This is a genomic window from Marinimicrobium sp. UBA4209 (genome assembly GCF_002381585.1).
In the GTDB taxonomy this organism is placed as follows: Bacteria; Pseudomonadota; Gammaproteobacteria; order Pseudomonadales; family Cellvibrionaceae; genus Marinimicrobium; species Marinimicrobium koreense.
Genome location: NZ_DFTP01000064.1, coordinates 14,597 through 41,407, shown reverse-complemented (window position 1 = coordinate 41,407; position 26,811 = coordinate 14,597). Strand labels below are relative to the sequence as shown.

Sequence of the window (26,811 nt, the reverse complement as noted above, 5' to 3'; positions counted from 1 at the left end):
GAGGCGAAGGCGATCATGCCCCAACGGCTGACCCGGCCATAGGTGGGCTTGAGGCCAGTGAGGCCGCACAGGGCCGCCGGCTGGCGGATGGAGCCGCCGGTGTCGGAGGCGGTGGCGCCGGGGGCCAGGTGGGCGGCCACCGAGGCGGCGGAGCCGCCGGAGGAGCCGCCCGGCACGCAGCCGGTGTCCCAGGGGTTTTTCACTGGCCCATAGAAACTCGTTTCGTTGGAGGAGCCCATGGCGAACTCGTCCATATTGGTTTTGCCCAGCATGACCGCCCCCGCCGCTTCGTAATTGTCGACGATGGTGGCGTTGTAGGGGGCAATGAAGTTGTCCAGCATTTTGGAGCCGCAGCTGGTACGCACGCCGGTGGTACAGAAGATGTCCTTGTGGGCAATGGGTACGCCGCACAGCGCGGGCGCATCCCCTTGGGCCAGCCGCTCGTCGGCTTTGGCGGCCTGGGCCAGGGCCCGCTCTTCGGTCAGGGTGATGTAGCTGTTATAGGTCGGGTCCAGGCGCTGGATGCGGTCAATATAGTGCCGGGTCAGCTCGGTGCTGGAAAACTCCCGGTTGCGCAGTCCCTGAACCAGTTGGGCAATGGTGTGTTGGTGCATTGCGATTTACATCCTCAAATAAGTGTCTGGGCTCAAGCCGCTTCAATGGCGCAGGGCGCTATAGAGGGCGGGCCGGTCAAAGGTCGGGCCGGGCGCGGCGATCATTCGATGACGCGGGGCACCAGGTAGAGCCCGTCTTCGGTCGCCGGGGCAATGGCCTGGAAGTGCTCGCGCTGATTGGGCTCGGTCACCTGATCCGCGCGCAGGCGCTGGGTGGCGTCCAGCGGGTGGGCCATGGGCTTGACGCCTGTGGTATCGACCGCCTGCAACTGGTCGACCAGATTGAGGACGTCAGAGATGCGCTCGGTGACTTGACCGACTTCATCGTCGGAAACAGCGATGCGCGCCAAATGCGCCAGCTTGGCGATGTCGGAAGAGGCGATGGCCATCAAGATGCTCCAGATTGGTGTGGCTCCGGGTCAAAAAGTGCTCAACCGGTGGCCAAAAAGGTCCAAAAGTTCGCGTTTGTGCAATAAGCCGCTAAAGTTATCACATTTGCGCCTTGCCCTAAATCCCTGCCGTTGATAGAGTGCCAGCATCTGCGCCGACGCTTCGGGCCCGCTCATGGGCCGGGCGCCCGCCAAGCCGCGTCGGGTAAAGCTGTTCAACCTCGTGTAAACTGCTTGAGCCGCGAGTGAATTCGCAGGCGGGGTGTCGGTCTAACCGCCGTCCGGACCGGGTCTGGCAGCACGGCGGACCATCCGAAAGAATTTTAGGCAGCAGGTCGGTTCCGGCCTGCTGCGAGACAGAACAATATAGGGTTGCGTGAACCAATGTTAAAACACCTGCGTGGAGCCTTTTCCAACGATCTTTCCATAGACCTGGGTACCGCCAATACACTGATCTACGTACGCGGCCGGGGCATTGTCCTGGACGAGCCGTCGGTGGTTGCCATCCGCCATCACAACGGCCACAAAATTGTCGAGGCCGTGGGCACCGAGGCCAAGCGTATGCTGGGTCGTACCCCCGGCAACATTACCGCAATCCGCCCCCTGAAAGACGGTGTCATCGCCGATTTTCAGGTCACCGAGAAAATGCTGCAGCACTTCATCAAAAAGGTACACGAGGCGAGCTGGTTCCAGCCCAGCCCCCGGGTTCTGATCAGCGTTCCCTGTCTGTCGACCGAAGTGGAAAAGCGGGCCATCCGCGAATCCGCCATGGGCGCCGGTGCCCGGGAAGTGCGCCTGATCGAGGAGCCCATGGCCGCCGCCATCGGCGCCGGTCTGAAGGTATCGGAAGCCAGCGGCTCGATGGTGGTTGATATCGGTGGTGGTACCACGGAAATCGCCGTGATCTCCCTTAACGGCGTCGTTTATTCGGATTCCGTGCGCATCGGCGGGGACCGGTTTGATGAAGCCATCGTCAATTATGTCCGCCGCCATTACGGCAGCGTCATTGGTGATGCCACGGCCGAGCGGATCAAGCAGGAAGTCGGCTGTGCCTTCGCCGGCAGCGAAGTGCGTGAAATCGACGTGCGTGGGCGCAACCTGGCCGAAGGGGTGCCGCGCAGTTTTACCCTGAACAGTGACGAGATTCTGGAAGCCCTGCAGGAGCCGCTGGCGGGCATTGTCCAGGCGGTGAAGAGCGCCCTGGAACAGTCCCCACCGGAGCTGGCGGCCGATATTGCCGAGAGTGGCGTTGTCCTGACCGGCGGTGGTGCGCTACTGCGCGACATCGATCGCCTGTTGTCCAACGAAACCGGTCTGCCCTTCATTGTGGCGGAAGATCCGCTGACCTGCGTGGCACGCGGCGGTGGCCTGGCAATGGAAATGATGGACAAACGGAATATCGATCTGCTGTCTTCCTGACGGGTTGCTGGGCCCAGAGTTAACGGGATCCACACTGAGCGGGAGAGGGTGTTATTAAAACGCTGTTTACCAAAGGCCCGGCGGTTGCCTCGCGTGCGTTGTTCTTCAGCGTGGCGGCCGTCGGCCTCATACTTGTCAGTCTCTACACCGATTGGCTGGGGCCGGTGCGCGCCCAGCTTGGTGCCGTCGCTACCCCTTTCTATTGGGTGACCAATCTGCCCCAGCGCATCGGAGCCTGGGGCGATGATACCTTTGCCAGCCGTCAGGCGCTGAGCGAGGAAAACGAAGCCCTCAAGTCCGAACTGCTGATTCTCCAGCGCAAATTGCAGCAAATGGCCGCTCTGGCCGCCGAGAACGTGCGCTTGCGTCGCCTGCTCGGTTCCAGTGACATGCTCCAGGATAACGTCCTGGTGGCGGAGCTGGTGGGAGTTTCCCCCAATCCACTGAGCCACTCCGTGGTCATCAATAAAGGCGCCCGAGACGGCGTCTATATGGGGCAGCCGGTGCTGGATGCCTTTGGCCTCATGGGGCAGGTGGTGGAGGCCAACCCGGACAGCAGCCGGGTGCTGTTGATCACGGACACCAGTCATGCGCTGCCGGTGCAGGTCAATCGCAACGGCGTTCGCGCGATTGCCGAGGGCACCGGGCACATCAACCGCCTGCGCCTTCGCCACGTATCCAACACCACCGATATCCGGGTCGGCGATCTGCTGGTCAGCTCCGGGCTGGGGGACCGCTTCCCGGTGGGTTATCCGGTGGCCGAGGTCGAGCAGGTGGTCCGGGATCCCGGGCAATCATTTTCAACGGTCATCGCCCGCCCTATGGCGCGCCTTGACCGCAGCCGACACCTGCTGTTGGTCTTTGCTGGCGGCGCGTCCGAGCGCAGCGGCGTCGAGCAACCCGCCCCGGAGCTTCCGCTTGAAGAGGCCGAGGGCGAGGCCAATGATTGATCTGACCCGGGGCCACAATCGCTGGCTGGTGCTGGTGGCTCTCTTGCTGGCCCTGACGTTGGCGGTTTATCCGCTGCCTCTGGATTGGCGCTGGTGGCGCCCGGAGTTTGTCATGCTGGTGGTGGTCTATTGGGTGTTTACCCTGCCCGATCATGTCAGCCTGACCCAGGTCGCTCTGCTGGGTCTGATTCAGGATCTGGTGGAGGGTACGCCACTCGGACAGCATGCGCTGGGTTTGGTGATCGTAACTTACATTGCGCTGCAATCCTATCGCCGGTTTGGCAACTACGCCCTCTGGCAGCAGGCCTGTTGGGTGTTTGTCCTGGTCGGCATTGCCCAGATGACCAGCAATTGGGTTCACAGCCTGGCCGGGGGGCATGTGTCAGGCCTGCAGTTCCTGTACCCGGCACTGGTCAGCGCGGTGCTATGGCCTCTGGTCCACATCGGTTTTGGGGGTCTGCGTCACCGCTACCGCATCCAGTAGCAGGGGCGCCAGTGCTGGCCCACACAACAGACGCAGGAGAGATGTGACAATGACGGATCTGTATCTGGCATCCCAATCCCCGCGCCGCCGCGAGTTGCTCGGTCAATTGGGTGTGCAGTTTGAGCCCCTGACGCTGTCGGTACCGGAAGAGCGGGGGGTGGATGAGCCGCCGGCTCAGTACGTTGAGCGTCTGGCGCTGGAGAAGGCCCGGGCGGGTCTGGCCCTGCTTGGTGAGTTGGGGCTGCCGGCGGCGCCGGTGCTGGGGTCCGATACCATCGGGGTCTGTCTGGGAAAGGTGCTGGAAAAGCCCCTCGGGCGTGACCATGCCCTGACCATGTGGCGGCTGATGTCCGGGCGTGAGCACCAGGTGATGACCGCCGTCGCGGTCTGCTCGCCGGAGCGCGAAGCGGTCTGCCGCGTTACCACCACCGTCTGGTTTCGGGCCCTCGACGAGCGCGAGATGGAGGCCTATTGGGCCTCCGGCGAGCCCCGTGATAAAGCTGGCGGATACGGCATCCAGGGCCTGGGCGGTGTCTGGGTGGATCGAATCGAAGGTAGTTACAGTGCGGTTGTGGGTCTGCCAATGGCTCAGACCGCCGAGCTGCTCAACCAATTTCAGGTGCCTTGGTGGGGCCATCCCGCCGGCGTACCCAAAGGCGAGCGTCCATGAGTGAAGAACTACTGATCAATGTCTCTCCCGTGGAAACCCGGGTGGCCCTGGTGGAAAACGGGGTAGTCCAGGAATTACACATCGAGCGCAGTCACGGCAAGGGCTACGTCGGCAACATCTACAAAGGAAAAGTGGTCCGGGTGCTACCCGGCATGCAGGCGGCGTTTGTGGAAATCGGGCTGGCCCGCACCGCCTTTATTCACGCTTCGGATATGGCCGAGACGGATGACGATGAGGGTCGCCGCGGAGAGGTGCCGGACATCCGTGCTCTGGTGCGCGAAGGCCAAACCCTGCTGGTGCAGGTCAGTAAAGACCCCATCGGCACCAAGGGCGCTCGCCTGACGACCAACCTCAGTCTGTCTTCCCGTTATCTGGTCTACATGCCCAACAGTGCCCACATCGGGGTGTCGACCCGCATTGACGATGACGCCGAACGTCAGCGGCTGCGCGGACAGGTCGAATCGCTTGCCGAGGAGGCCGGTGTGTCCGGTGGCTTCATCCTGCGCACCGTGGCCGAGGGCGTCGGGGCGGACGAGCTGCGCAATGACATCGACTTCCTGCAGAAGCTGTGGCTCGATTTTCAGGATAAGTGCACCAATGCCCCGGTGCCCAGCGCCATTCACACCGACATGCCGCTATTTCTGCGCGCCCTGCGGGATCTGGCCCGGGCACCGATCGAGAAAATCCGGGTGGATTCGCGCATGAGCTGGACCCAGATGCGCGAATTCGCCACCAGTTACTACCCTGAGCTGGTGGATCTGATTGAATGCTACAGTGGCGAACGCCCTTTGCTTGACCTGTACGGTGTTGAGGATGAAATTGCCCGGGCGCTGGACACCCGAGTGCCGCTAAAGTCCAATGGTTACCTGATTGTCGAGCAGACCGAAGCCATGACCACCGTGGATGTGAACACCGGTGCGTTCGTGGGGCGGCGCAATCTGGAAGAGACCATCTTCAAAACCAATATGGAGGCGGCCAGTGCGATTGTGCGACAATTGCGGCTGCGCAACCTCGGGGGGATCATCATCCTCGACTTCATCGATATGAAGGACCCGGAGCACGAGCGTCAGGTGCTGCGGACGCTGGAAAAAGCCCTGGAAAAAGACCACGCCAAGACCAGCATCACCGGGGTGTCCGAGCTGGGGCTGGTGGAAATGACCCGCAAGCGCACCCGGGAATCCCTCGGCCAGATGCTCTGCGAGCCCTGCCCGCTGTGCTCGGGGCGGGGCCTGGTCAAGTCGGCCGAGACGGTGTGTTATGAGATTTTCCGGGAAATTCTGCGCGAGGCGCGCGCGTACGATAATGACAAGTTCCTGGTGCTGGCCTCCCAGTTGGTGGTGGATCGCCTGCTCGATGAAGAGGCGGCTTACGTGGCCGATCTGGAGGCCTTTATTGGCCGCACCATTGAATTCCAGGTCGAGAGTCTGTTTACCCAGGAACAGTACGACATTGTGCTGGTCTGATGATCAACCCGGGTAGAGAGGCAGATTCTGGCGCCCCGGCCGTTCCGTCGACCGGTTTGAGGAAACCCTCAGGTATGTTTCGGTGTTAGCTTACCTACTGAAAAAATTTTACATCCTCTGCGCCGTGCTGATTATCGCCCTGGCAGTGGTGGTGCAGTCAGGGCGGAGCCTGTTTCCGCTCCTGGCCAACTACGACCGGCAGCTGACGGAGTATCTATCGGAGCAATTGGATCTGTCCGTGTCGGTTGGGCGCCTCACGGCCGACTGGCAGGAGCTGAAACCCAGCCTCACCCTTTACGAGCTGAGTGTCAGTGATCAGGAGGGGCGCCCCCTACTCAAGGCCGACCGGGTCCTGCTTCGACTGAACCTGGTCAGCAGCGCGCTGGAAGGGCGACTGGCTTGGGACAAGATCGTGCTGCGTCGCCCCCAACTTTCCCTGTCCCAGGGGACCGATGGGTATTGGGGTCTGCCAGACTTCGTCTCCGATCAGGAGCGCCCCGCCGCCGATGAACCGCTCGCGCCAGACGATCTGCTCACCCTGTTCGAAGTCGGCACGCGAGTCGAGCTGCTCGATGCCAGTATTGCCCTGTCTTTTGCCAGCGGTCACCAGCAGACCTTCTCCGCCCCGTACCTGTTACTGGAGCATGAGGGGGACTTCCACCGGCTCTCCTTGCAGGTGGACCTGGAAGGACGGGACCGTGCCCTGGTGGCCATTCTCGAAGGCCGGGGCGATCCGCGAGACCCGAAAAACTTCCATACCGAAGGCTATCTGAACCTGCGTGACTTCCCCACCCTGGAGCCCCTGACCGCGATCGGTGGCATTCTGGTGGGCGAAAGCGAACATCGTGACTGGTACCGGGAAGGGCGAATGAACGCCAGCCTCTGGTTCTCCAGCCAGGAAGACGGTGGCGGGTACGACTGGGTCGGCAATCTGGGGCTGGACGACGTTGCTCTGCCGTTGGAAGAACTCACACTGGACCGGGTCAGCGCCACCATCGGCGGCGAATGGCGTCGCTCCGGTCGGTGGCAGGTGGCGTTGCAGGATCTCTCGGCGGAATGGCGCGATCGGGCTCTGGAGCCGCTGCAGGTCTCCGTGTCCACTGCCCGGACCAACGCTCCGATCCACTGGATGATCGATCACATCGATCTGCGCTACTGGACCACCCTGGCGGACCAGCTTGGATTGCTGGGGGACGGTCGCCTGCAGGAAGTGGTGCGTACCCTCAATCCCCAGGGCGACGTCCGGCATCTGCAGCTTACGGTGCCCCAGGACGACTGGCGGGGTTGGGAGCTGATGGCCGAGCTGGGAGACGTAGCCGTGGAACCCTGGCAGGGCGTTCCGGGCCTGAACGGTGTGACCGGGTTTGTCGAGGCCAATCAGCGCGGTGGCCATGTCGATCTGGATAGCCGCAACGGTTTCGAGATGTTCTTTGCCAAAACCTACGACGAGCCCATGACGTATCAGAGCGCCCGCGGTCAGGTCGCCTGGCACTTGCGGCCGGACGAGAACCAGATTTACGTCAATAGCGGGCCGCTGTCATTGCGTGGGCCGGGCGAGTCCGCTACGGGCAGCATGTGGTTGTCGCTGCCCTGGGAGCGTAACACCGGTGATATCGACCTGTACCTGGATATCCGTGGCGAGGACCTGAACGCCAATGTGTACGACAAGTACCTGCCCAAGGTGGTCCCGGCCTCGCTGACCGATTGGCTCGCTCGCAGCCTCGGTGACAATAACCCTGGCACGGCCCGCTCGGCGCACTTTCTGTTCCGTGGCACTCTGAACCGTCCGGGCCAACCGCGCGTGCGCAGCTACCAACTGGCACTGGAAATGGCCGGCGCGGACCTCAACTATCATCCGGACTGGCCGCCGCTCAGTGGCCTGACCGGTCAGCTCATGCTCGATAACAACCGGGTCGATGCCCGAGTGGAGCAGGCCCGGCTGTACAACAGTACTCTGGAAAATGCTCGGATTCAGGTGGCAGAGAACCCCGTGGGCCAGGGGCTGTTATTGAACATTGACGGACAGCTGCAGGCGCTGGCCAGTGATGGACTGCAACTGCTCAGAGAGGGTTACCTGCGCCGATACGTCGGTGACAACATGGATGCCTGGAGCGTACAGGGCACCATTGATGCCGAGCTGGATCTGGCTATCCCCCTGCAACCGGATCAGCCCGGGGCCGCCCAACAGGTGGCGATGGATCTGACCTTGCCCCGACTGACCATGAACGACCTCAATTTGAGTGCACGGGATCTGTCGGGTCCACTCCGATACGACAATGAGCAGGGGCTGAGCAGTGAGGGACTGGCCGGGGAGCTGTTTGGCGAACCGCTCACGCTCACCATCGCCAGCCGGCAGGAGCAGGATAGGTCGGTGACGGCCATTGATCTCAATGGTCGGGCCTCTGGCGCGGTGTTGGCGGAGTGGGCTCAGCGCCCTGCACTGCAATTTCTGGATGGCACATTTGCGTTCGGCGGCGAGCTGGAACTCAGTCATTACCGGGACCCCGAGCCCCATCGCGACCAACAGCTGGCGGCTTTCACGCTCAGCTCGGATCTGCGCGGAGTTTCGCTGAATGTCCCGGCACCGATCGGAAAGACGGCCGAGCAGACCCGGGAGCTTACCGCCAGCGTGATTCTGGGACGTCAGAGTGCGCAGGCCGAGTTGTACTACAACGATCATTTGCAGGCCCGGGCCCAGATTGATCTCGAGCGGCAACAATTGCAGCGGGTCAGCGTGGGCCTGGGGGTGCCAGCACAACTGCCGGAGGCTCCCGGCGTGCATCTGAGCGGCGCCATGGAGACGCTGGATTTGGAGGGATGGCAGGATCTGCTTCGTCGCTATCAGGATCTGGTCGCGGACGATGAACAGCCGGCACCGGAGACCGCCTTTGAGGGGCTCCCGGTCGAAGTGGACCTGGCGTTGGCCCGGTATTCACTGGGCCCATTGGAACTGGAAGAGATTGAGCTTGGGGCCGTCTCCACCGAGCGCGGCTGGCGCCTGACCTTCACCAACCCCGAGCTGGCGGGTGAACTCGACTGGGCGCCGGGGCAGCCTCTGGCGCTGCATCTGGCCCGGGTTGATCTGCCCCGGTCGGTGCTGGAGTCGGCCGTCGGTGCGACGGAGTTGGCTGACCCATTTGATCCCAGGAGCCTGCCCGAGGCCCAGGTCAGCATCGAGTCGCTCATGCTCGGAGGTGAGGATTACGGTCAGTGGGAGTTCCGGTTGGCCCCGGGAGATCAGGGGGTCATTGTCGATCAGTTGCAAGGCAGTATTCGCGGCCTGACCGTCACCGGCCAGGATGAAGACACGGGCGCCCGACTGCTCTGGTCGCAGGCTGAAGACACTCCCGAGCGGACCTACCTCGCCGCCAGCCTGCGCGCCGGCAACCTGTCGGAAGTGATGCAGCGCTGGGGGCAGTCCGATATTCTCGAAAGTGAATCGGCCAACTATCGGCTCGACATCAGTTGGGCCGGGGCGCCTCAGGCGTTTGATCTCGAGACGCTGGAGGGCGACGTCCGGTTCAACGTGACCTCTGGGCGCTTCAAACGCAATCCGGCCGCCGGTAGCGACGGCATTCTGCGGCTTTTTGCGGTGCTCAATTTCGACTCCCTGGCGCGCCGGCTGCGGCTGGATTTTTCCGACCTCTATCAAAGTGGTCTGGCCTACGACAGTATTGAAGGGCTCATGACCTTCGACAAAGGGACGCTGGTGTTTTCCGAGCCGGTGCAGGTACGCAGCCCCTCCAGTCGCCTGCAACTGGCCGGTCGCGCCAATCTGGTGGATGAAACCCTCGACACCCGGCTGATCGCGACGCTGCCCGTTGCCGGTAACCTGACTTTCCTGACTGCCGTGGCGGCGGGGCTGCCCGCGGCGGCCGGGGTATTTCTGGTCAGCAAGCTGTTCGAGAAGCAGGTGGACCAGGCAACCAGCATCAGTTACACCATTCGCGGAGATTGGGATGATCCGACCATCAAGTTTGATCGAATGTTTGAGGGTGGGGCTGGTCTAACGACAGAGAACGGCTCCACAGAGCCTCAATCCCCCGAGGAGCCCTGATATGCGCTACATCAATCAGCATCGAATTCTGGCCAGCCTGCTGCCCCTGACGCTGGGGCTGCTGTTGCTGGCGGCCCTGCCGGCGGCGTCCCAACCGGCCGTAGAGCAGGCCCGTGCCTGGATCAAAGCCGGCGAAAATCTGGAGCAGATCGACCAGAGCACCTGGCGTGAACTGCTGACCGACGAGCAGTACGACATTCTCTGGGAAAAAGGCACGGAGCGGGCCTACACCGGCGAGCTGCTGGATAACAAGCGAGATGGCGTCTACGTTACCGCCGGGTGCCGGATTCCGGTGTTCGACTCCCGGCACAAGTATGATTCCGGCACCGGGTGGCCCAGCTTCTGGACCGTCTTTGAGGACGACAATATCCGGCTCGAGGATGATTACAGTTGGTTTGGCCGCCGTCGGGTGGAAGTGCTCTCCGCCTGCGGCGAACACCTGGGACACGTGTTCCCTGACGGTCCGGAGCCCACTGGAAAACGCTACTGCATCAACTCCCTGGCTCTGGAATTCGTCCCCCGCGAGGAGTGGCAGGCCGAGCAGAGCCGCCGAACCGACTGACCGGCTGGGGCTCCTGTTTCCCGGCAGATTGTGATAACGTTCGCAGACCCTGAGGCGAGCGGACCCTAGACTGCCCGCTCTTTATGGAAAGCCGTGACCCAACGGTTGGGCCTGACAACGACACAATAAGATCATGTTGCAATCCATCGCTCGAACTCGGCGCTTTTGGGTGCCTGCTCTCGTTCTGCTGGTCTCGTTACTGGTGTACGGTGTGAACTACGGTTCGCCCAAGGCCATGTTCTGGGACGAAAACTATCATGTGACCTCCGGACAGAAATACCTGGACGGCACCCTGTTCATGGAGCTGCACCCGCCCCTGGGCAAGCTGCTCATCGCCGCCGGGGAAAAGCTCTTCGGAGGCAACGAAGACCTCGACAAAAGCCGCTTCAACCGCACCGATTACCTGCAGGGCTCCGCCGTCCCGGAGGGAATGAGCTACACCGGGTTCCGCTTCGCCTCGACCTTCCTGATGGCCCTGTCCGTGCTCTTTTTCTACGGTATTGTCTGGCGCATCACTCGACGGGTCTGGGTCGCCGCCGGTTTCAGCGCACTGCTGATTTTTGATAATGCGTTGGTGGTCCACTCCCGCGCTGCCATGCTCGAGGGCATACAACTCTTTTTCATCCTTGCTGCACTTTATTACTTTGTCCATGTGCTCACCAGGACCAGACCCATCCGCTTGCCCCAGTACGCCATTCTGGGGGTATTGGTGGGGCTGGTGGTATCGGTAAAACTCAACGGGGCGGTTCTGCTGCTGCTGTTTGTCATGCTCTGGGGCGTGGATCAGTGGGAGAACCTCAAGGCCTTTCGCTGGAAAGCGTTGCTGCAGCGACTCGCCACCACTGTGCCCTCGGCCGTACTGCCGTTGCTGGCTGTCTTTGCGAGCATTCTGTATGTGCATATTGCTCTGGGCGAAAACATTGTGGGCAACCGCACCTACAAGGCGTCGGAGCCCTACCTCGAAGAGGTGCGGGCCGGTCGCAGCCATAGCCTCAGCGCCTTCTATCACGGTTTTCAGGACAATCTGCGTTACATGCTGGAATACTCCGACGGTGTGGCCCGGCTGGACATCTGCAAACCCGGCGAGAACGGCAGTTACGCGATTGGCTGGCCCCTGGGGAACAAAAGCATCAATTACCGGTGGGATAAAAACACCGTCGATGGCGAAGTGCAGGTCCGCTACATTCAGATTATTGCCAACCCGATTGTCTGGTTTTCGGTTGCCCTGGGGGTGATCTTGTCCCTCGGGCTGGCGATCAGCCGGTTTGTCTACGGCAACCCGGTCAAAGACGAGCGCCAGTTTTACTGGGTCATGGCATTTACCACGCTGTATGCGAGCTACATGATCGCCATATTGCAGATCGAGCGGGTCATGTACCTCTATCACTACCTGGTGCCCCTGGTATTCGGCATGCTCAATCTGGCCATGTTGTTCACCTATATCTTCCGCGATGAGGTGCTCGCCAACCGGCGGCACACCATGGTGAACCTCGGGTTGTTTGTGGTGTTGGTGGTGGCGATGTTTGCCTACTTCTCCCCGTTTACCTATGGGCTGCCCATCAATGAAGACCAGTTCGAGGCGCGCAACTGGTTTCATCTCTGGCAAATGAACGTGGTGCGATGATCATGCGGACCTGGTGGAATAAAAATACCGTACTGACTTTGCTGCTCGCGCTGGTGGCTCTGGCTATCGTGGTGCGAATCACGCCGCCCTACGTTCCCAAAGTGGTGGGGCTGACGCTGGTCAAGAACAAGGAGGCCATCCGGCGCATTGACCAGGAGCGGGAGGTCGACTTCCAGCGCACCCTCTGGGTGGACCGCCTGGACCTGTCCCGAAAAAACCAGCTACGCCACACCAAGCTGGGGCAAATAGGCTATGCCGACAACTTCTTTGTGGATATCGATCATACCTTCGAGGTGCTGGTGCCGGGGGAGTATCGCTTTCTGATTGGCAGTGACGACGGTTTTATCGCCAAGGTGGACGGGCGGGAAATCTGTCGGTTCAACCGGGATCGAGGGTACCGCAAGCAGAGTTGTCGGGCGCGGCTGGATGAAGGTGAACACCGGTTTGAGCTGACCTATTTCCAGGGTGGTGGACACGCCGGTTTGACCGTGGAGTATCGGTTGAAAGACGGTACTCAGGCCTATTTCTTTGGTGAGGATTCAGAGTTGATGCGTTTCTGATACCCAGGGGGAGCGCGCATCATCAATGGGGCAATCGGGGATAAAAAAAGCCCCCGAAACCGGGGGCCAAAAGAAAAGCGGGTTGAGGCCGGAGCCTCAGGTCTAACAAGGGGCAAGCGCCCCGAATCTTGCAACAGCTCGCGTCTTAGTTGGACGCCAGCTTGAATTGACGTACCGCCTGGTTGAAAGAGTCGGCGTAGGCTTTCAACTCTTCCACCGCCTGACGCTTCTCGCGGTTGCTCATGCTTGAGCAGTTCAGGAATGCTTCCTGAGCTTGAACATACTGCTTCACTTCATTGTTGGTTTTGACCATCTGCGCGGTCACTGCCGTTGCCGGATCCGGGATCGCGGGCTTATTGGCCGGCGCTTCACAAGCCAGGGCGGAAACACTGAACAGAGCGGATGCGCAAACAGCAAACAAAAACTTTTTCATAGTAAAACACCTGAATATTTTAACCGTCGGCCCTGCGGAGATATTAGCCGCGGAACCATATTTGACTGACTAGGTCTGTGACCGACTTCGCAACTTCCTGATCACGGGGCGCATTCTCCCACATGGATCATTGTTTCAAAAGGTTCTAAAAAGAACATTTTGTTATCGACATAAAGAATAAACAGGGAAAAAGTTATCAATCTTCCATGAAATGGTCACATTTACCCTGAAAGTGCTGGAAGGTTGACGCGCGACGGAATGCGGGTGGGTGTTTCAGGAATCCTGACGAAAAGTTGGCGGCTCCGGAAGGTTGGAAATAATACCCTTCCGGAGGTTTCGGGTCGACGGTGTTTGGGGGTCCGTGTTACCGGTCGATACCCAGCGCACTCAGTGTGTTCGGGTCTGGGAAGCCGTCCGGCACCAGATCCCGTTCACTCTGGAATCGACTCAGGGCCTGGCGGGTAGCGGGCCCCCAGATGCCATCCACCTTGCCCGCCTCATGGCCTTCGGCATTGAGTTTTTCCTGAATGGCCATTACCTGGTCCCGATTCAGCCGCGGGCTGTCTTCCGGGGGCGTTTTGCTCAGTGTGCCTGCGCCGGCAATCCGGTCCGCCAAATGGCCCACGGCCAGGGCGTAGTACTCGGACTGGTTCCAACCCATGATCACCTTGAAGTTGTCGTACACCAGGAAAGCCGGGCCTCGATGGCCGGACGGTACCAGCAGGGCGGCTTCGATATCCGCGGAGGGCAGGGTGGTGCCATTGGTCTGGCGAATGCCCATCTCGTGCCACTCCGACAGCGGGCGGCGCTGTTTCAGGCCGGCTTCCAGGTACGGGAAGTTCTCCGGCAGGCGGACTTCCCGCCCCCAGCGGTATTCGTCGTCCCAGCCCATGCTGCTGAGAAAATTGGCCGCCGAGCCCATGGCATCCGACAGGCTGTTCCATAGGTCCCGCTTGCCGTCATTGTCATAGTCCACGGCGTGGCGAATAAACACCGACGGCATAAATTGCACATGCCCCATGGCGCCCGCCCAGGAGCCTTCCATACGCTCCGGTGCAATGGCCCCTTCGTCAACGATGCGCAGGGCCGACATCAACTCCCGGGTAAAGTAGGTGCTGCGGCGCTCGTCGCAGGCCAGTGTGGCCAGCGAGTCGAGTACGGACATCTTGCCGAAGTAGCGGCCAAAGTTGGTTTCCAGGCCCCAAAAGGCCACCAGATAGGGTGCGGGTACGCCGTACTCCCGCTCGACCCGGGCGAGCAGGTCCCGATGCTCGCGTAGAAGGCGACGACCGTCCGCCACTCGCTGGTCGGTGACGCGGCGACCCAAGTAGTCAGAGAAAGGCGTGGTGAATTCCGGTTGGCGGCGATCCAGTTCAATCACCCGCTCGACCCACTTCAGATTGGCCAGGCTATCGCGGACGATCGCAGAGTCCAGCCCCTGGGTTTTGGCCTCCTGGGAGAAGCGCTCGATACACTGGGCAAAATCCTCCTGGCTCATGGCCTGGGACGGTGCGCTGGCACTGAGTGCAATCGCACCCGTCAACAATAACGAACCCCAATACATACATACTCCAATGGGATAAAAAATGGCCCCGTGTGGATCGCTCCGGGGTGGAAGTGGCTCTGCGCCTGAAATTGACCAGTGCGAATGCGCCGTGCCATGATTCCGCTGGTCAATAAAGCATAATGCAATGAGAGAAATCAACCATGAGACAACGCACACTTCTGGCCGCGCTCGGCGCGGCGAGCCTGTTTTTGTTTGGCTGTCAGTCCACTCCGTCGTCAGACTCATCTACGGTGATCGCACCCTGGGTATCCGACCTCGGGGATGGTACCTACCAGAACCCGGTCATTTACGCCGATTACTCGGACCCGGATGTGGTTCAGGTCGACGGTACTTACTACATGACCTCCTCGAGCTTCAATAGTGCCCCGGGCCTTCCGCTGTTGACCTCCAAAGACATGGTCAATTGGGAGCTGGTGGGGCACGCGGTCGACCGGCAAATCCCGCACGAGGTGTTCGATGTGCCGCAGCACGGCAATGGCATCTGGGCGCCCTGTCTGCGCTACCACGATGGCAAGTTCTGGATTTTCTGGGGCGACCCGGATTTTGGCATCTATCAGGTTCACGCCGAGGACTTTGCCGGCCCCTGGAGCGAGCCGCACCTGGTGGTGCCGGGCAAAGATGCCGGGCTTATCGACCCGACGCCGCTGTGGGACGACGACGGACAAGCCTATCTGTTGCACGGCTGGGCAAAGAGTCGCGCCGGGCTCAATAACATTCTGACCCTTCGGCGCATGGCACCGGATGCTTCGAAAGTCTACGACGAAGGCGAGACCGTGATTGACGGCTTTCAGCTGCCCGGCTATCGCACGCTGGAGGGGCCCAAGTTCTACAAGCGCAATGGCTATTACTACATCTTCGCCCCGGCCGGTGGTGTTGAGCCGGGTTGGCAGTCGGTATTCCGTGCCCGGAACGTTGAAGGCCCCTACGAGGACCGGATCGTCTTGGCCCAGGGCGACACAGAGGTCAATGGCCCACACCAGGGCGCCTGGGTGCAGACCCCGGAAGGCGATGACTGGTTCATTCATTTCCAGTCCAAAGAAACCTACGGGCGGATTGTGCACCTGCAGCCAGTGCGCTGGCGCGATGACTGGCCCGAAATGGGCCAGAACGTGAACGCCGATGGCCTCGGGGAGCCGGTGCTGCGGCACCGCAAGCCCGTGGACGGGTTCCCGGTCAAGGTGCCGGTCACCACCGATGAATTCTCCGGTGAGCGGTTGGGTGTGCAGTGGCAGTGGAACGCCAATTACTACGATGAATGGTTTTCCCTGACTGAGCGGGCGGGGCACCTGCGCCTCTTTGCCCATGACTTTGACTCCCCCAATGGCGAGGACAACCTTTGGCTGAACCCGGCGCTGGTCATGCAGAAAGTGCCCGCGCCCGCATTCACCATGACCACGGTGCTCGAAGTGAATACCCGGCATAACGGTGACCGGGCCGGCCTGGTCATGTTTGGTGAGGATTACGGATGGATCGGGCTGGAACAGCGCGATGGGCAGACCCGGCTGGTGCAGAAAACCTGTGTCGATGCCCGCACCGGGTGTGACGAACAGACTCAGGGCGACATCGCCTATGCCGGCGAGGGGCGCATTTACCTGCGGTTGCACTTTCACGATGATCAGACGGTCGATTTCGAATACAGTCTGGATGGCGACGACTACCAGCCCCTGGGTGAGCGCTTCCAAACCCGGCGGGGCCGCTGGGTGGGCGGTAAAATCGGTCTGTTCGTGGAGGGCGGCGAGGGCGCCTATGCCGACGCCGATTACTTCCGGGTGACACCTCCCGCGCGTTAAGTCCGTTTCACCCCCGGATTGTAAACAGGCCACCACTGGGTGGCCTGTTTGCGTATGCGCCGCTAAAAGGTTTATTCAGGCGACGTGAACTTGGTCATGGCCCGGCGGCTGAGCTTCTGGCAGAATATGGCGGCGTTCTTACGCGCAGATCCTACGCCTTATCAGGATGTTAAATACGGAAAAACAAGGAATCTTCTCTTATGCAGAAAATAACCAAAATTTCGCTCGTCGTATTGGTGTTGGTGGGAGTGGCCGTGGCGTTTGCCACCGGCGTTTTCACAGGCTCCCGAACCTCGGGCAACGGGCTGGATGAACTGCTCACCTTTATCCCGGCGGACAGCCCCGTGGTGGTGGTAGGGCAAACCAAGGCAGACTATACCGAGCTGTCCAACAAAACCCTTCAGAACATGAACCCCAATGATATCCAGCCGCTGATTGACCTGCTGGATGCCAGCGAAGAGGGTTCCGGTGCACAACTGGTACGCTGGTTGATCGATGACTACATTCAGACGGCGGCCACTCAGGGGCAGCAAGGTCTGGTGGATCGCTACGGTGCCAATCCCACCGGCCCTTATGGTTTCTACTTCAGCGGTGCTGCACCGGTAGTCCGCTTCTCGCTGACCAGCGCCGAGCCTCTGATGGCCGTACTGGCTGAAGCCGAGCAGGAAACCGGCGTAACCGCGGAGCAGAGCACCCTCGGAAGTGCCACCCTGTACGCCTGGTCTCTGAATGAAGAAAAGCCGGAGATCAAGCTGGGTCTGGCGCTGGATGAGCGCAGCCTGACGCTGTCTCTGCTGAACAGCAAGGATACGCCGGAGGCGCGGATGCTGCGCTTTGCCCGCCAGCCCCAGGCGGAGCCGCTGGCCGGTACCGAGCGCCTCAAACAACTGCGTAAGGACTATGCCGATGCGGACCAGTTCATGGGCTATGTGGACTTCCAGCAAATTGTGACCGCCCTGTTCTCGCCCGAGCAGAATGGCACTGGCCGTGAGCTGCGCACCTGGTTCCCGGAGTTTGAACAGGATTTCGCCCAGGACATGAGCGATGCCTGTCGTAACGACTATGTCGCGCTGGCGAGCCATATGCCGCGCATCACCATGGGCTCGGACGGCTACTCCGTCAACGGCAACGAGCTGGGGCAGGATCTGAGTTTCCTCTGGCACATCAACAACGACAGTGTGGTCACGTCTTTGCAGAAGCTGCAGGGCCATGTGCCGGGCTATGCCCGCACCGTGGATGACAAGCTGGCGGCTTACGCGCTGGGGCTGAATGTCAGTCAACTCGTGCCGGTGTTGAGCGAATTCTGGACCCAGTTCACCCAGGCCGAGTTCCAGTGCGAGCAACTGCAGGCGATGCAGCAACAAGCCCAGAGCTATAACCCGGCCATGCTCGCCATGGGTACCGCCATGGTTGATTCGGTGCGTGGTGCCGGTATTGCGCTGTTCAATCTCGAGCCCAGCGATACAACGCCAGTCGGACTCGACGGCTCCGTGCTGGTGTCCATCAGCTCTGAGAATCCGGCGGCCCTGGCCTCCATGGCCAGCTCGTTTGTGCCGGGTATGATGGGCTTGAGCATTCCCTCAGACGGCACCGCGGTGGAAATTCCCGACCCGATGGGCCTGGGCGGTAACTTTGCGGCGATCAAAGGCAAGCATCTGGTGGTCTATCGTGGCAGTGCCGGTGAAGCAGCCGCTAACAACCTGGCCGGCGAAACGCTGGAAACCAACGGGCTGTCGGCACTGGCGTTGAACCTGCGCGAGCCCATGAAAATGTTCAACACCGTTGAGCCGGTGATGCAGACCATGGGTAACCCCGGTTGTGCTGAGACCTTTGTCGGCCTGCTGAACCTTACCCAGACGCCCATTTCCATGGGGTATCAGGAAGCGTTGGGTCAGCGCGGCTGGCGTGGTGACCTGTCCATCGAAATGGAAGTGGCTGATCCTGTCACTCCGGGTGATATCGCCGGAGAGTATGAGCTGGCACTTCTGGATGACAGCAGCTGCTCCTGGGAGCCGCTCGGTCAGGAAACCCTGGGCGAGGACCAGACCGGGGGCTTCGCGTCCGAGTCGGCCGATGGCGCCTGTGATGAGTACCAGAGTGAATTCACCTGGAGTATGACCGGTCGCCTCCTGTCCCAGTCCACCCACGTTGAGCGTCAGCGCGACGCCTGTGACAGCGACTGGAACACCATGGAAACGGCGGAGAACTTCGAGTGCGGTGTGATTGCTGCCGAAGGAGACCACTTCTACTGCAGCACCATGACCGACGGTGTGACCGAGCTGTATCGGTACAGCCGCCTGTAAGTCGCGCTGGTATTGGATGTTGAACCGGGCAGGGAGGCCCGGTTATCTCACGCTTGATGGAATGGCAGTCCTCGCCAGATCCGTACTCCCTCGTTAGCGTTTCGAAATTCGGTTTACGCTGGAAATTCCCTCGCCATCCCAGATCATTTCATAATGTGCTGACTGCACCATACTTTTGACGCCCCGTGGGGTGAACAGCGCCCAGCAGGTGGCCCCCAGGTTGCGCACTGAGTGATAGCTCAGGCCTTTTTTTCCCCTCTGGCGAGCGGCGGCGCCCAGCGCCTGGCTGGCGGAGTAATCCTCGGGATCATAAATCGCGTGCTCGGGCGGAAGCCGGGTCAGATCCAGCAGGGTGTCCGAAAATCCGCACAGCAGCGAGCGAAATACCAGCCGGTCATAGCGCAGACCTTCCACCCGACTCAGGTATCGCTGCTGATGGTAGCGAACCTCGGCAATCGCCGTGGTGACGGATTCTGCCAGGTACAGTACGCCGAAGGCGCCATTGCTGAAGCGGCTGCCGTCCGGGTTTACATGAGTAAACGGTGCTACGGCGTAGGAGCAGCCTCGAATCCCGAAGGGGATCTCGTCCCGGGGGATCAGCCCCAGGTCGCCGGCCTCGGCCAGTAGCCGAGGATTGGTCAGTGCCTGCAACTGATACAGCGCCTCGAAGTCGTCCGCGTCGGCCACATCCTCAAACAGGGTGATGGGCGGAAACCGGGAGGGAATCAGCCGGTAGCTGGCCAGCGGCTCGACCCGCTGTTCCGGAGCGTCGAGCGGTGCTACCACTGTGCCCCCCGCAGTGCATCCACGCGTTTGAAGGTCTCATATAACGCCGCCAGGGAGCCGGTACTGATGACCTCCATGGGAGTTTTGCCGCTGAAGTAGGGGTTGTGGTTCTTCATACGCATAAAGCCGTAACGGTTTTCCGGGTTGTCGAATACCGTGTTCAGACCGGCATGTATGTTCAGCAGGTAGCTGATCCGGTCCAGGTGATCCCGGTCCAACTGCGCCTTTTCCGGCTGACTGCGGTACTTGTAGTAGGTTGCCTTGGGCAGGCTGAGGATAGCCAATTGCTCATTCAGGCTGCAGTCCCACTTCTCCAGAATATTGAAGGCCGCCTTGAGCCCGGCGGGGCCGAGTGGCGCGGTATCGGGCTGTTGACGGGGCGCTGTAGTTGCCATGAGTTACCTCCAAAAAAGCGGCCTGACTGCTCACCAATATTCTAATTATGAACCTTTATTATTTTTTTGTCTATATGGAGACTGGGGCGCTCGGCCGAATCAGCTGATGCTGAGTTAATGGGGTATTACGGCATCGTTATCTGGTTTAAGGATAATAGTGTGGCAAATATGCCCCATTTCAGAGAGTCATCTGGTTATCTTGCGACGGAGTTCGTCAGACCGACTAGTATACATTTGTTATGTTCTTTACGAGCGCGACGTCATAGCTTATTGTCGTGGTGACTTATAGTTGAGGCGGGCGGTAAGACCTCTTTTTAAGGTAAGCGCCTACTCGGCTCAAGTACCCAGCAAAGCCCAATAACAAATGCAAAGGCAGGAAAGTCATGAGCAAACACCCAATCCCATTTTTGAGTCAATGCCTCGCGGTCGCACTGATCGCCTTCAGCACCGCCGTCTTCGCGCAGGACGGCAAAATGTATCCGATCGACGCCCCCGATGAGCCCGGTGCCATTCCTCTGGAAACCGGAGGTGTGGAAGGGCAGACCGAGCCGGAAAGCTGGTTCCGCCAGTGGGGAGATCCCATGGCCCGCAATATTTCCAGGGCGACTCTGACGCCGGTATTGGCCGATCCGGAAAAAGCCAATGGCACCTCGGTGATCGTGGCGCCGGGCGGTGGCTTCATGTGGCTGTCCATGGGCAATGAAGGCTGGGAGGTGGCCGAGGCGCTGGCCGAACAGGGCATCAATGCCTTTGTCCTCAAGTACCGGCTGCAACCCACGGCTCCCTCCCTGGAAGACTTTGAAAACCAGATGAACCGCCGCTTCGAAGAAGCCGATGAATCCTCTGAGGGTGGTGAACAGAACGAAGCACCGGAGCGCCCGCGCTGGGACCTGTCAAACCAGATTGCAGATGTTGAGGCGGCTTATTCGATGATACTCGAGCGCGCTGATGACTGGGGCGTTGATCCTGAACGAATCGGCATGATTGGTTTCTCTGCCGGTGCAGGCCTGACTATGGCCACCGCACTCGAATCCGAAAAAGTCGAGCTGGCGTTTATTGGTCCGATTTACGGCGGTATGAATGCTGTCGATGTGCCAGAGAGTGCGCCGCCGATGTTTGCGGCCATCGCTTCCGACGACTTCCTCTTCAACGGAAAATTCGGCCTGATCGAATCCTGGTACGAAGCGGGCATTCCGGTCGAGTTCCACCTGTACCAGAATGGCGGTCACGGCTTTGGGCTGGGCAATCCGGACCGGACCAGCAACAAGTGGTTTGGTTCGTTCATGTACTGGCTGGAAGTGAATGGCTTTCTGAACTCTGCAAAAGACTGAGGGGAAACTCAAGGTCACTGCGATGAAATAGGGCTTAGCGATAAGCCCTATTTCAGTATCTACCGCCTCTGGCGTATCAGTTGGCCGTGGCGGTACAGTCCGGTGTGCTGATCGATCCATTGGCATTGCCGAGAACCCCGAAGGTGGCGGTGCTCCCTGGAGCCAGGTTGGCATTCCAGCTCAGGCTGCTGGCCACAATGTCGGACGCGCTGGCCTGTACATTGGCGCTCCAGCTATTGGTCACCTGTGGGTCCTGATCAAAACCGAGTGTGGCGACCCAGCCGTTGATGGCGCTATTGGTGTCATTGGTTACCGTTACATCCATCTGATAACCCGACCCCCACTGATTGAGCCCCGTTACGCTGCAGCCAATAGTACCGGGCGTGGGTTCCGGTTCGGGATCTGGTTCTGGCGTACCTCCGTCGGTGTCTCGTGGCGGCGTACCGTTATAGCCTTCCTGCCCTTCGTGCGTCATGCTCAGTACCAGATAGCCATCGCGAGTGGTGACGTTGCTCGGGGTGAAATCGGCGCTGTTTTCCGCAAACGTCCAGTCGGCGGTGCCCCAGCGGGAGGGATCCAGTGAATCAAAATCATCACGCCAGCTAAGCTGAAAATTCTGTCCATCCCAGCGGTGATACTCCATCCAGTTCACGTACATGTGCACCGGTAGAATGCTGTCATCGAAGGGGCCGACCCACTCGGCGATATTCGCTGGCCAGAAGTTCATGCGCGCCTGGGCGGGGCTGGTCAGGGCACTGGCCTGATTGCCATTCACTTCGCGTACCAGCTGCCCATCAATCAGCCAGCGAACCCGATCCGGGGTCCACTCAAGCGTGAACGTATGGTAGCTATCCCCCAGGCCAGACGCTGGGTGTACCTCCTCAGAGGTGATCTTGGTGCCCAGACCGGTAATGATGTTGCTCTGCCAGGCGTTGGCGCCGTCTTTGCCGAGCACCTCAATGTCTACCTCTTCCCAGAATACATCCTCGAGCTCCGAGCCTTCTTTCCAAAGGAAAAACGCCGAGATCAGGCCGCTGCCTTTACCGGCCCGCATGCGAATCACGTATTTGCCGTAGAGCTCCGAGTCCAGAGTAAACACTTCAGCGCTTTTGTAGGGTTTGGCATCTGCCAACAAAGGCGCCATGAGTAATAGCCCGAAGACGGGCACCGTGCGGGCGAGTCGCCGTAGAGAGGAAAACATAACGAACTCCTTAAAGTTATAAGAATGAAGATCGTAGGCGCCTGGCTCCCCGGGGAGAGTGGCGGCCGACCGGGCGATTTTCCGGTGGGGAGCGCGTGAGGAACAGTCTCAATAGGCGTTTTGCAGAAATTGAGACAGGGTGGGATCAGGCGGTACGAGAGCTGGCCGGCAGGCCGTCATAGTCCGGGTGGTGTTTCTGCCGGTAGGCGCATGGCGTGATGCCTTCGGTTTTCTTGAAGAACCGGTGGAAGGTGGCCTTGCTGTTGAATCCCGCCGCTCGGGCGATATCGGTAATGGTCTGATTCCTGGTTGCCGGGTCGCGTAGCTGACGTTTTACTTCCTCGAGGCGATAGCGACTGACAAAATCGTGAAAGTTCTGCTTGAAGCGGCGGTTTATGATGGTTGAGACGTCTCGCGGCGAACAGTCAACCTTTGCCGCAAAACGCTCCAGGGTAAGCTGAGGGTTCAGGTAGGTTCTATCTCGGGTCATGGCCGCTGTAATACGCGCCACGTCGGCATCGTCGATGGGGGCGGCACTGGCCGGGGGCGTGCTCTGTTGTGCTGTGAGGGTAGGGAGCGGTGTGAGCAATTCCCGGTAGAGCAAAAAGGCGACCAACGCCAGGGTGGCGTAATTGCCGACCACGCCCATGGCATCGCTGACCGGACCGGAATGCGCGCTGCCCACAAAGTGGGTAAGGGCGCTCCACAACCACACCATGGTGAAGCCGCTTACGATACAACTCTGTTCACGAAAGACGTCTTTGTCGACGATCGTCGCTGAAACTTCGTGCCTGGAGCGAACAACGATGGCCAGACACCACAGGCCATAGGCAAGCGGCAATAATTTCTTCAGGGTAATAAAGTCGTCGTAATAGGCGTTCGGCTGCTGATACAGCTGCAGGTTCAGTAGCAGGTCCCGTTGTACCGCGTGGGGAAAACGGAAGCACTCAAGGTAAAGGTATATCAGCGCCAGCACCGCAGGGGTCAGATGCCACCACTGCCAGCGGCTCAAGCGGAACCCCGGGCTCATATGTGATCTCAACTGCCAATAGAGCAGGGGCCCCAGCAGAAAGCCCACGGCGCCCAAGACGAGATACAAGTAGGGGAGCAGCGCAAACACCGGGTGGCGAATGGGCTCGGCCCAGACAATCAGGGTATTCACGGCGACCAGCGCATTGATCGCGAAAAACAACCCAAAAAAATAACCGGAGCGCTTTGGTCGACGCCAGCCGCCAATGTGTCGGGAGCCCAGCAGCGCACAGGCGATGACTGTCACAATCAACGCAATATCATGAACATTGAACAGAACGGCTTTCATCCCCATCCGGGCCTGGTCCTCATCGGTTCAGGTCTCGCAACGCTGAACGATATTAACGGCCCATGACACGGCTTACTATGAAGCTCATCGCAAATCGGGTGGGTGCGATTTACCAAGGCAGAGTTCTCTACGAGCAATAATCTGCCATTGTCTCGCTACTTACGAGCGACGATAAAGATCGAGGCCTTGTTGGGCTGCCACTCGCGCTCGATACTGAACCCCGCTCTGGTCAGTTTGGAAAGTAACGCTTCCTTGCTCAGGGTATTGACGTAAGGTGCCATGCCCACCCATTGCATAACGGGGATCAGCAATCGCCACAGGAAAAACAGGTCGCCCACCAGCGCGGTACTGGAAACGAAAACGCCGCCCGGTTTCAACAGCTTGTGGACGGTTGCGAGAGTGGCATCCACATCCTCAAGCAGATGCAGAATGTTGAGCCCCAGAATGACGTCAAAGCGTTCTTTGTCGAAGCTGAGATCATTCAATGTGCCCTGCTGGAACTGGATGTTCTCAACCCCCACATCCCGCGCCTTCTGCTCGGCGATATCGAGCATCTTCTGCGATATGTCGGTGGCGATAATCTGTCTGACATGGGGCGCGTGCACTAATGCCGTGCTTCCGGTACCGCACCCGAACTCCAGTACCGACGAGTCCGGCCGGAAGTATTCCCGGGTAATGGCCAACTTTTCCTGATACACCGCTTCGTCCCGAACCGGGCTCTTGGCGTAGCGGGGTGCGCTCTTGTCCCAAAATTCCTTCGAGGCTTTCATTGGTTCTCCTTGGGGTTCATGAAATGTTCCTCTAAAAAATTATCCAGCGTGTTTTTAGTGCCATATCCTATCGCTTATTGTGGTCAAAATGAATGTCATTGATTCTGGCCTTGAAAAACACAAAGTACTCATCAGTTCCGAAGCCATTTCCCGCATTGACCTGGTAGGGGAGTCGGAATCCCTGAATTTCCCTGAAGTCCGAAAGAATGCCGCCAAAGGGTTGAAGGCGGAATGTCTTCTCAGGGTTGGCATTGCTCCAACGCATAAATGACACATGAGTGGGTTGCCCCTCCTTGTCCATGTGAATGCTGACGGATTGGGACAAGCCTCCCGACGACAGCGTTACTCGAGCGGTATCGGTGTCAACCGCCTCCCAAGTGATGCCTGGGCCTGGAAGTAGTGCGGCGGGTGTCCAAAAGACCGCTTCAGCAACATAGCGACCAAAGGCGGAACGGGCATGATCTGAATTCCCGCCCTGGCGCGCTACCGGGATCAGACCCAGAATACGGAAGCGGGTCCAGCAACTGGAGTCTGACCCGCACATGAGCATTGGGCCTTTCAGTCGCATTCGCCAGACAAATCCCTCCGGAGCAGCCAGTATCTGCTCGGCACGCATTGGTTGATAATTGGGCGCTGCCTTTGATCCCAGGCTGAACTGCCCTTCCATACGTAATTTCGCCACGCGATAGAGCGGTGTGCCGGGGGTGATGGCAAAGTTGAAAAACCGCTGTGCTGGCTCAGGCAACTCCGAAACCAAGGAGGGATCATATGGTGCCGGGCGTTCAGGTTGCAGTGCCGCCAATCTTACCCACTCTGCACGGTCTGCGTGCTCGTCTGCCAGCCGAAGCGCAATCAGGGCTGTGCCGATAAGGAAAAGCGTTGAATACAGAAAGATCATCAGCCGCCACTCAGCGCTTGAAAGATAAACAGAGTATCACCGTCTTCAACCTGATCCGCGAGGGTTTTTCGATCAATCACGATGGTATCGTTAATACACAGTTTTACATGTCGCCGCACCACACCCCGTTCGTCGAGCACATAGTCGGTGAAACCGGGCGCCTGCTCATTAATGGCGTGCAGCACTTCGGCGACCGAGCCGGGCGGTGCGGTCAGCGTTCGGTCCTGTAATTGAGGAAAGAACCGGTACAGGTGTGAGGTCATCTTTACCGTAGGCATAGAGGTCAACCAAACCGCACGGAGTAGATGGGCGGAAAGTTGTTGCCCAGGCACTGCCAGGTTTCGCCTCGGTCTTCCGACAGGTAGGCATTGCCGGTGGTGCTGCCAAAGCACAGGCAATCACCTGAGACGTCCAGGGCGTGGCGCAGCACGATGTCGTGGGCATTCTCCTGGGGCAGGCCGTTGCGCAGTGCCTGCCAGGACTGGCCGCCATCCTCGGTACGGGCGACAAACAGTCCGCCGTCGATGGTCATACGCTGGGCGTCGCTCCGGCCCGGTACCACCCAGGCGGTGCGGCCATCCTGTTCATCCACGGCCACCGGGAAGCCAAAGTTTACGCCCGTGTCCGGGTCGCTGACCTTCTTCCAGCTTTGAGCGCCGTCGTCACTGTAGAACACGCCACAGTGGTTCTGTTGCCATAGGTGGTCCGGCTGGCCGGGGCATTGGGTTACAAAGTGCGGGTCGTGCCCCCAGTCGGCTTCTGGGTTCGGCAGATAGTCCATCAGCATGCCACGGTTGCGCCCGGCCCAGGTTTTGCCGCCATCCGTCGATTCGAGCACCCCGGCGGAGGAGACCGCCACATGCAAGTGATTCGGGTCGCGCGGATCGACAATGATGGAATGAATGCCCGGCTCAAACACCCCGTAATCAATACTCGCGGGTGTGCCACCCCATTGGTTTTCACTGGTGGCATCCCCGGCAAACAGATCGCCGCCGCGACTCTCATGGTTCCACAGCGGCCGGTTTAGCTCCCAGGTATCCCCGCCGTCATCACTGACAAACAGCCCTCCGGGGATGGTGCCGGCGTAGAGTCGACCGGGCTGGTCCGGCCCGCCAAAGGCCAGATGCCAGATCTTGTACACCGTCGCATTGGCGTATTCCGGTGTGCCGGCGGGCGCCTCGGGATCGAAATCTGGGGTGGGCAGTACCTGGGCGATATGACGCGCAC

General features: G+C 59.9%; 24 protein-coding genes. 12 read left to right on the top strand and 12 right to left on the bottom strand.

Annotated elements, in window-relative coordinates; genetic code table 11:
- Positions 1 to 614 (bottom strand): amidase (locus B3187_RS09255; protein WP_286805948.1); only part of this gene is annotated, 614 nt, incomplete at its 3' end.
- A gap of 101 nt (positions 615 to 715) precedes the next feature.
- Positions 716 to 1,003, bottom strand: a complete 288-nt coding sequence (gene gatC, locus B3187_RS09250; RefSeq protein ID WP_024460792.1) for an Asp-tRNA(Asn)/Glu-tRNA(Gln) amidotransferase subunit GatC — start codon at positions 1,001 to 1,003, stop codon at positions 716 to 718.
- Between the two features lie 384 nt (positions 1,004 to 1,387).
- Here gatC and B3187_RS09245 point away from each other — a divergent pair, with 384 nt between their 5' ends.
- The 9 genes from B3187_RS09245 (at position 1,388) to B3187_RS09205 (ending at position 12,792) form a co-directional block, all read left to right on the top strand.
- The gene (locus tag B3187_RS09245; protein WP_024460791.1) at positions 1,388 to 2,422 is read left to right on the top strand and encodes a rod shape-determining protein; all 1,035 of its coding nucleotides are present in this window, start codon (positions 1,388 to 1,390) and stop codon (positions 2,420 to 2,422) included.
- A gap of 62 nt (positions 2,423 to 2,484) precedes the next feature.
- Positions 2,485 to 3,372 (top strand): rod shape-determining protein MreC, encoded by an 888-nt coding sequence (mreC, locus tag B3187_RS09240; protein ID WP_123637890.1) that lies wholly within the window; start codon positions 2,485 to 2,487, stop codon positions 3,370 to 3,372.
- Positions 3,365 to 3,856, top strand: a complete 492-nt coding sequence (mreD, locus tag B3187_RS09235; protein WP_123637889.1) for a rod shape-determining protein MreD — start codon at positions 3,365 to 3,367, stop codon at positions 3,854 to 3,856. The genes mreC and mreD overlap by 8 nt, the downstream gene beginning before the upstream one ends.
- Before the next feature lie 49 nt (positions 3,857 to 3,905).
- Positions 3,906 to 4,526: a Maf family protein gene (locus tag B3187_RS09230; RefSeq protein ID WP_339618727.1), complete on the top strand. Its 621-nt coding sequence runs from the start codon at positions 3,906 to 3,908 to the stop codon at positions 4,524 to 4,526.
- Positions 4,523 to 5,989: a ribonuclease G gene (rng, locus tag B3187_RS09225; protein WP_123637887.1), complete on the top strand. Its 1,467-nt coding sequence runs from the start codon at positions 4,523 to 4,525 to the stop codon at positions 5,987 to 5,989. Before B3187_RS09230 ends, rng begins: the two co-directional genes overlap by 4 nt.
- A gap of 82 nt (positions 5,990 to 6,071) precedes the next feature.
- Positions 6,072 to 10,046, top strand: a complete 3,975-nt coding sequence (locus B3187_RS09220) for a YhdP family protein (RefSeq protein ID WP_286805943.1) — start codon at positions 6,072 to 6,074, stop codon at positions 10,044 to 10,046.
- Position 10,047: 1 nt separating this feature from the next.
- Positions 10,048 to 10,608: a peptide-methionine (R)-S-oxide reductase MsrB gene (gene msrB, locus B3187_RS09215; protein WP_123637885.1), complete on the top strand. Its 561-nt coding sequence runs from the start codon at positions 10,048 to 10,050 to the stop codon at positions 10,606 to 10,608.
- A gap of 169 nt (positions 10,609 to 10,777) precedes the next feature.
- Positions 10,778 to 12,232 (top strand): phospholipid carrier-dependent glycosyltransferase, encoded by a 1,455-nt coding sequence (locus B3187_RS09210; RefSeq protein WP_286805940.1) that lies wholly within the window; start codon positions 10,778 to 10,780, stop codon positions 12,230 to 12,232.
- Positions 12,233 to 12,234: 2 nt separating this feature from the next.
- A complete protein-coding gene (locus B3187_RS09205; protein WP_286805939.1) occupies positions 12,235 to 12,792 on the top strand; it encodes a serine protease in 558 nt (185 codons plus the stop codon).
- Between the two features lie 145 nt (positions 12,793 to 12,937).
- Here the strand turns inward: B3187_RS09205 and B3187_RS09200 are convergent, their stop codons facing one another.
- Complete coding sequence (locus tag B3187_RS09200) at positions 12,938 to 13,225, bottom strand: hypothetical protein (protein WP_024460782.1); 288 nt, start codon at positions 13,223 to 13,225, stop codon at positions 12,938 to 12,940.
- 364 nt (positions 13,226 to 13,589) lie between these two features.
- Positions 13,590 to 14,789, bottom strand: coding sequence for a lytic murein transglycosylase (locus B3187_RS09195; protein ID WP_286805935.1), 1,200 nt, complete (start codon positions 14,787 to 14,789; stop codon positions 13,590 to 13,592).
- A gap of 143 nt (positions 14,790 to 14,932) precedes the next feature.
- Between B3187_RS09195 and B3187_RS09190 the strand changes: the two genes are divergently transcribed.
- Together B3187_RS09190 and B3187_RS09185 are read left to right on the top strand one after the other, a co-directional pair.
- A complete protein-coding gene (locus B3187_RS09190) occupies positions 14,933 to 16,582 on the top strand; it encodes a glycoside hydrolase 43 family protein (protein WP_286805933.1) in 1,650 nt (549 codons plus the stop codon).
- A 200-nt stretch (positions 16,583 to 16,782) separates the two neighbouring features.
- Positions 16,783 to 18,885, top strand: a complete 2,103-nt coding sequence (locus B3187_RS09185; protein WP_286805932.1) for a hypothetical protein — start codon at positions 16,783 to 16,785, stop codon at positions 18,883 to 18,885.
- A gap of 93 nt (positions 18,886 to 18,978) precedes the next feature.
- Here the strand turns inward: B3187_RS09185 and B3187_RS09180 are convergent, their stop codons facing one another.
- Positions 18,979 to 19,671 carry an RES family NAD+ phosphorylase gene (locus B3187_RS09180; RefSeq protein ID WP_286805931.1) on the bottom strand — a complete coding sequence of 231 codons (693 nt, stop codon included), beginning with the start codon at positions 19,669 to 19,671 and terminating at the stop codon, positions 18,979 to 18,981.
- Positions 19,665 to 20,066 carry an antitoxin Xre-like helix-turn-helix domain-containing protein gene (locus B3187_RS09175; RefSeq protein ID WP_286805929.1) on the bottom strand — a complete coding sequence of 134 codons (402 nt, stop codon included), beginning with the start codon at positions 20,064 to 20,066 and terminating at the stop codon, positions 19,665 to 19,667. Before B3187_RS09175 ends, B3187_RS09180 begins: the two co-directional genes overlap by 7 nt.
- A 383-nt stretch (positions 20,067 to 20,449) precedes the next feature.
- On the opposite strand from B3187_RS09175, the gene B3187_RS09170 reads away from it, so the two are divergent.
- Positions 20,450 to 21,397, top strand: a complete 948-nt coding sequence (locus B3187_RS09170) for an alpha/beta hydrolase (protein WP_286805928.1) — start codon at positions 20,450 to 20,452, stop codon at positions 21,395 to 21,397.
- Between the two features lie 76 nt (positions 21,398 to 21,473).
- On the opposite strand, the gene B3187_RS09165 is transcribed toward B3187_RS09170, so the two are convergent.
- The 6 genes from B3187_RS09165 to B3187_RS09140 all read right to left on the bottom strand — a co-directional run.
- Positions 21,474 to 22,598 carry a family 16 glycosylhydrolase gene (locus B3187_RS09165; RefSeq protein ID WP_286805927.1) on the bottom strand — a complete coding sequence of 375 codons (1,125 nt, stop codon included), beginning with the start codon at positions 22,596 to 22,598 and terminating at the stop codon, positions 21,474 to 21,476.
- 145 nt (positions 22,599 to 22,743) lie between these two features.
- Positions 22,744 to 23,916 (bottom strand): helix-turn-helix domain-containing protein, encoded by a 1,173-nt coding sequence (locus B3187_RS09160; protein ID WP_286805924.1) that lies wholly within the window; start codon positions 23,914 to 23,916, stop codon positions 22,744 to 22,746.
- A gap of 155 nt (positions 23,917 to 24,071) precedes the next feature.
- Positions 24,072 to 24,686: a class I SAM-dependent methyltransferase gene (locus B3187_RS09155; RefSeq protein WP_286805922.1), complete on the bottom strand. Its 615-nt coding sequence runs from the start codon at positions 24,684 to 24,686 to the stop codon at positions 24,072 to 24,074.
- A gap of 67 nt (positions 24,687 to 24,753) precedes the next feature.
- The gene (locus tag B3187_RS09150; RefSeq protein ID WP_286805920.1) at positions 24,754 to 25,584 is read right to left on the bottom strand and encodes a DUF6544 family protein; all 831 of its coding nucleotides are present in this window, start codon (positions 25,582 to 25,584) and stop codon (positions 24,754 to 24,756) included.
- The gene (locus B3187_RS09145) at positions 25,584 to 25,862 is read right to left on the bottom strand and encodes a MoaD/ThiS family protein (RefSeq protein ID WP_286805919.1); all 279 of its coding nucleotides are present in this window, start codon (positions 25,860 to 25,862) and stop codon (positions 25,584 to 25,586) included. The genes B3187_RS09150 and B3187_RS09145 overlap by 1 nt, the downstream gene beginning before the upstream one ends.
- 5 nt (positions 25,863 to 25,867) lie before the next feature.
- Positions 25,868 to 26,811: WD40/YVTN/BNR-like repeat-containing protein (locus B3187_RS09140; RefSeq protein WP_286805917.1), on the bottom strand; the 944-nt coding region annotated here is incomplete at its 5' end.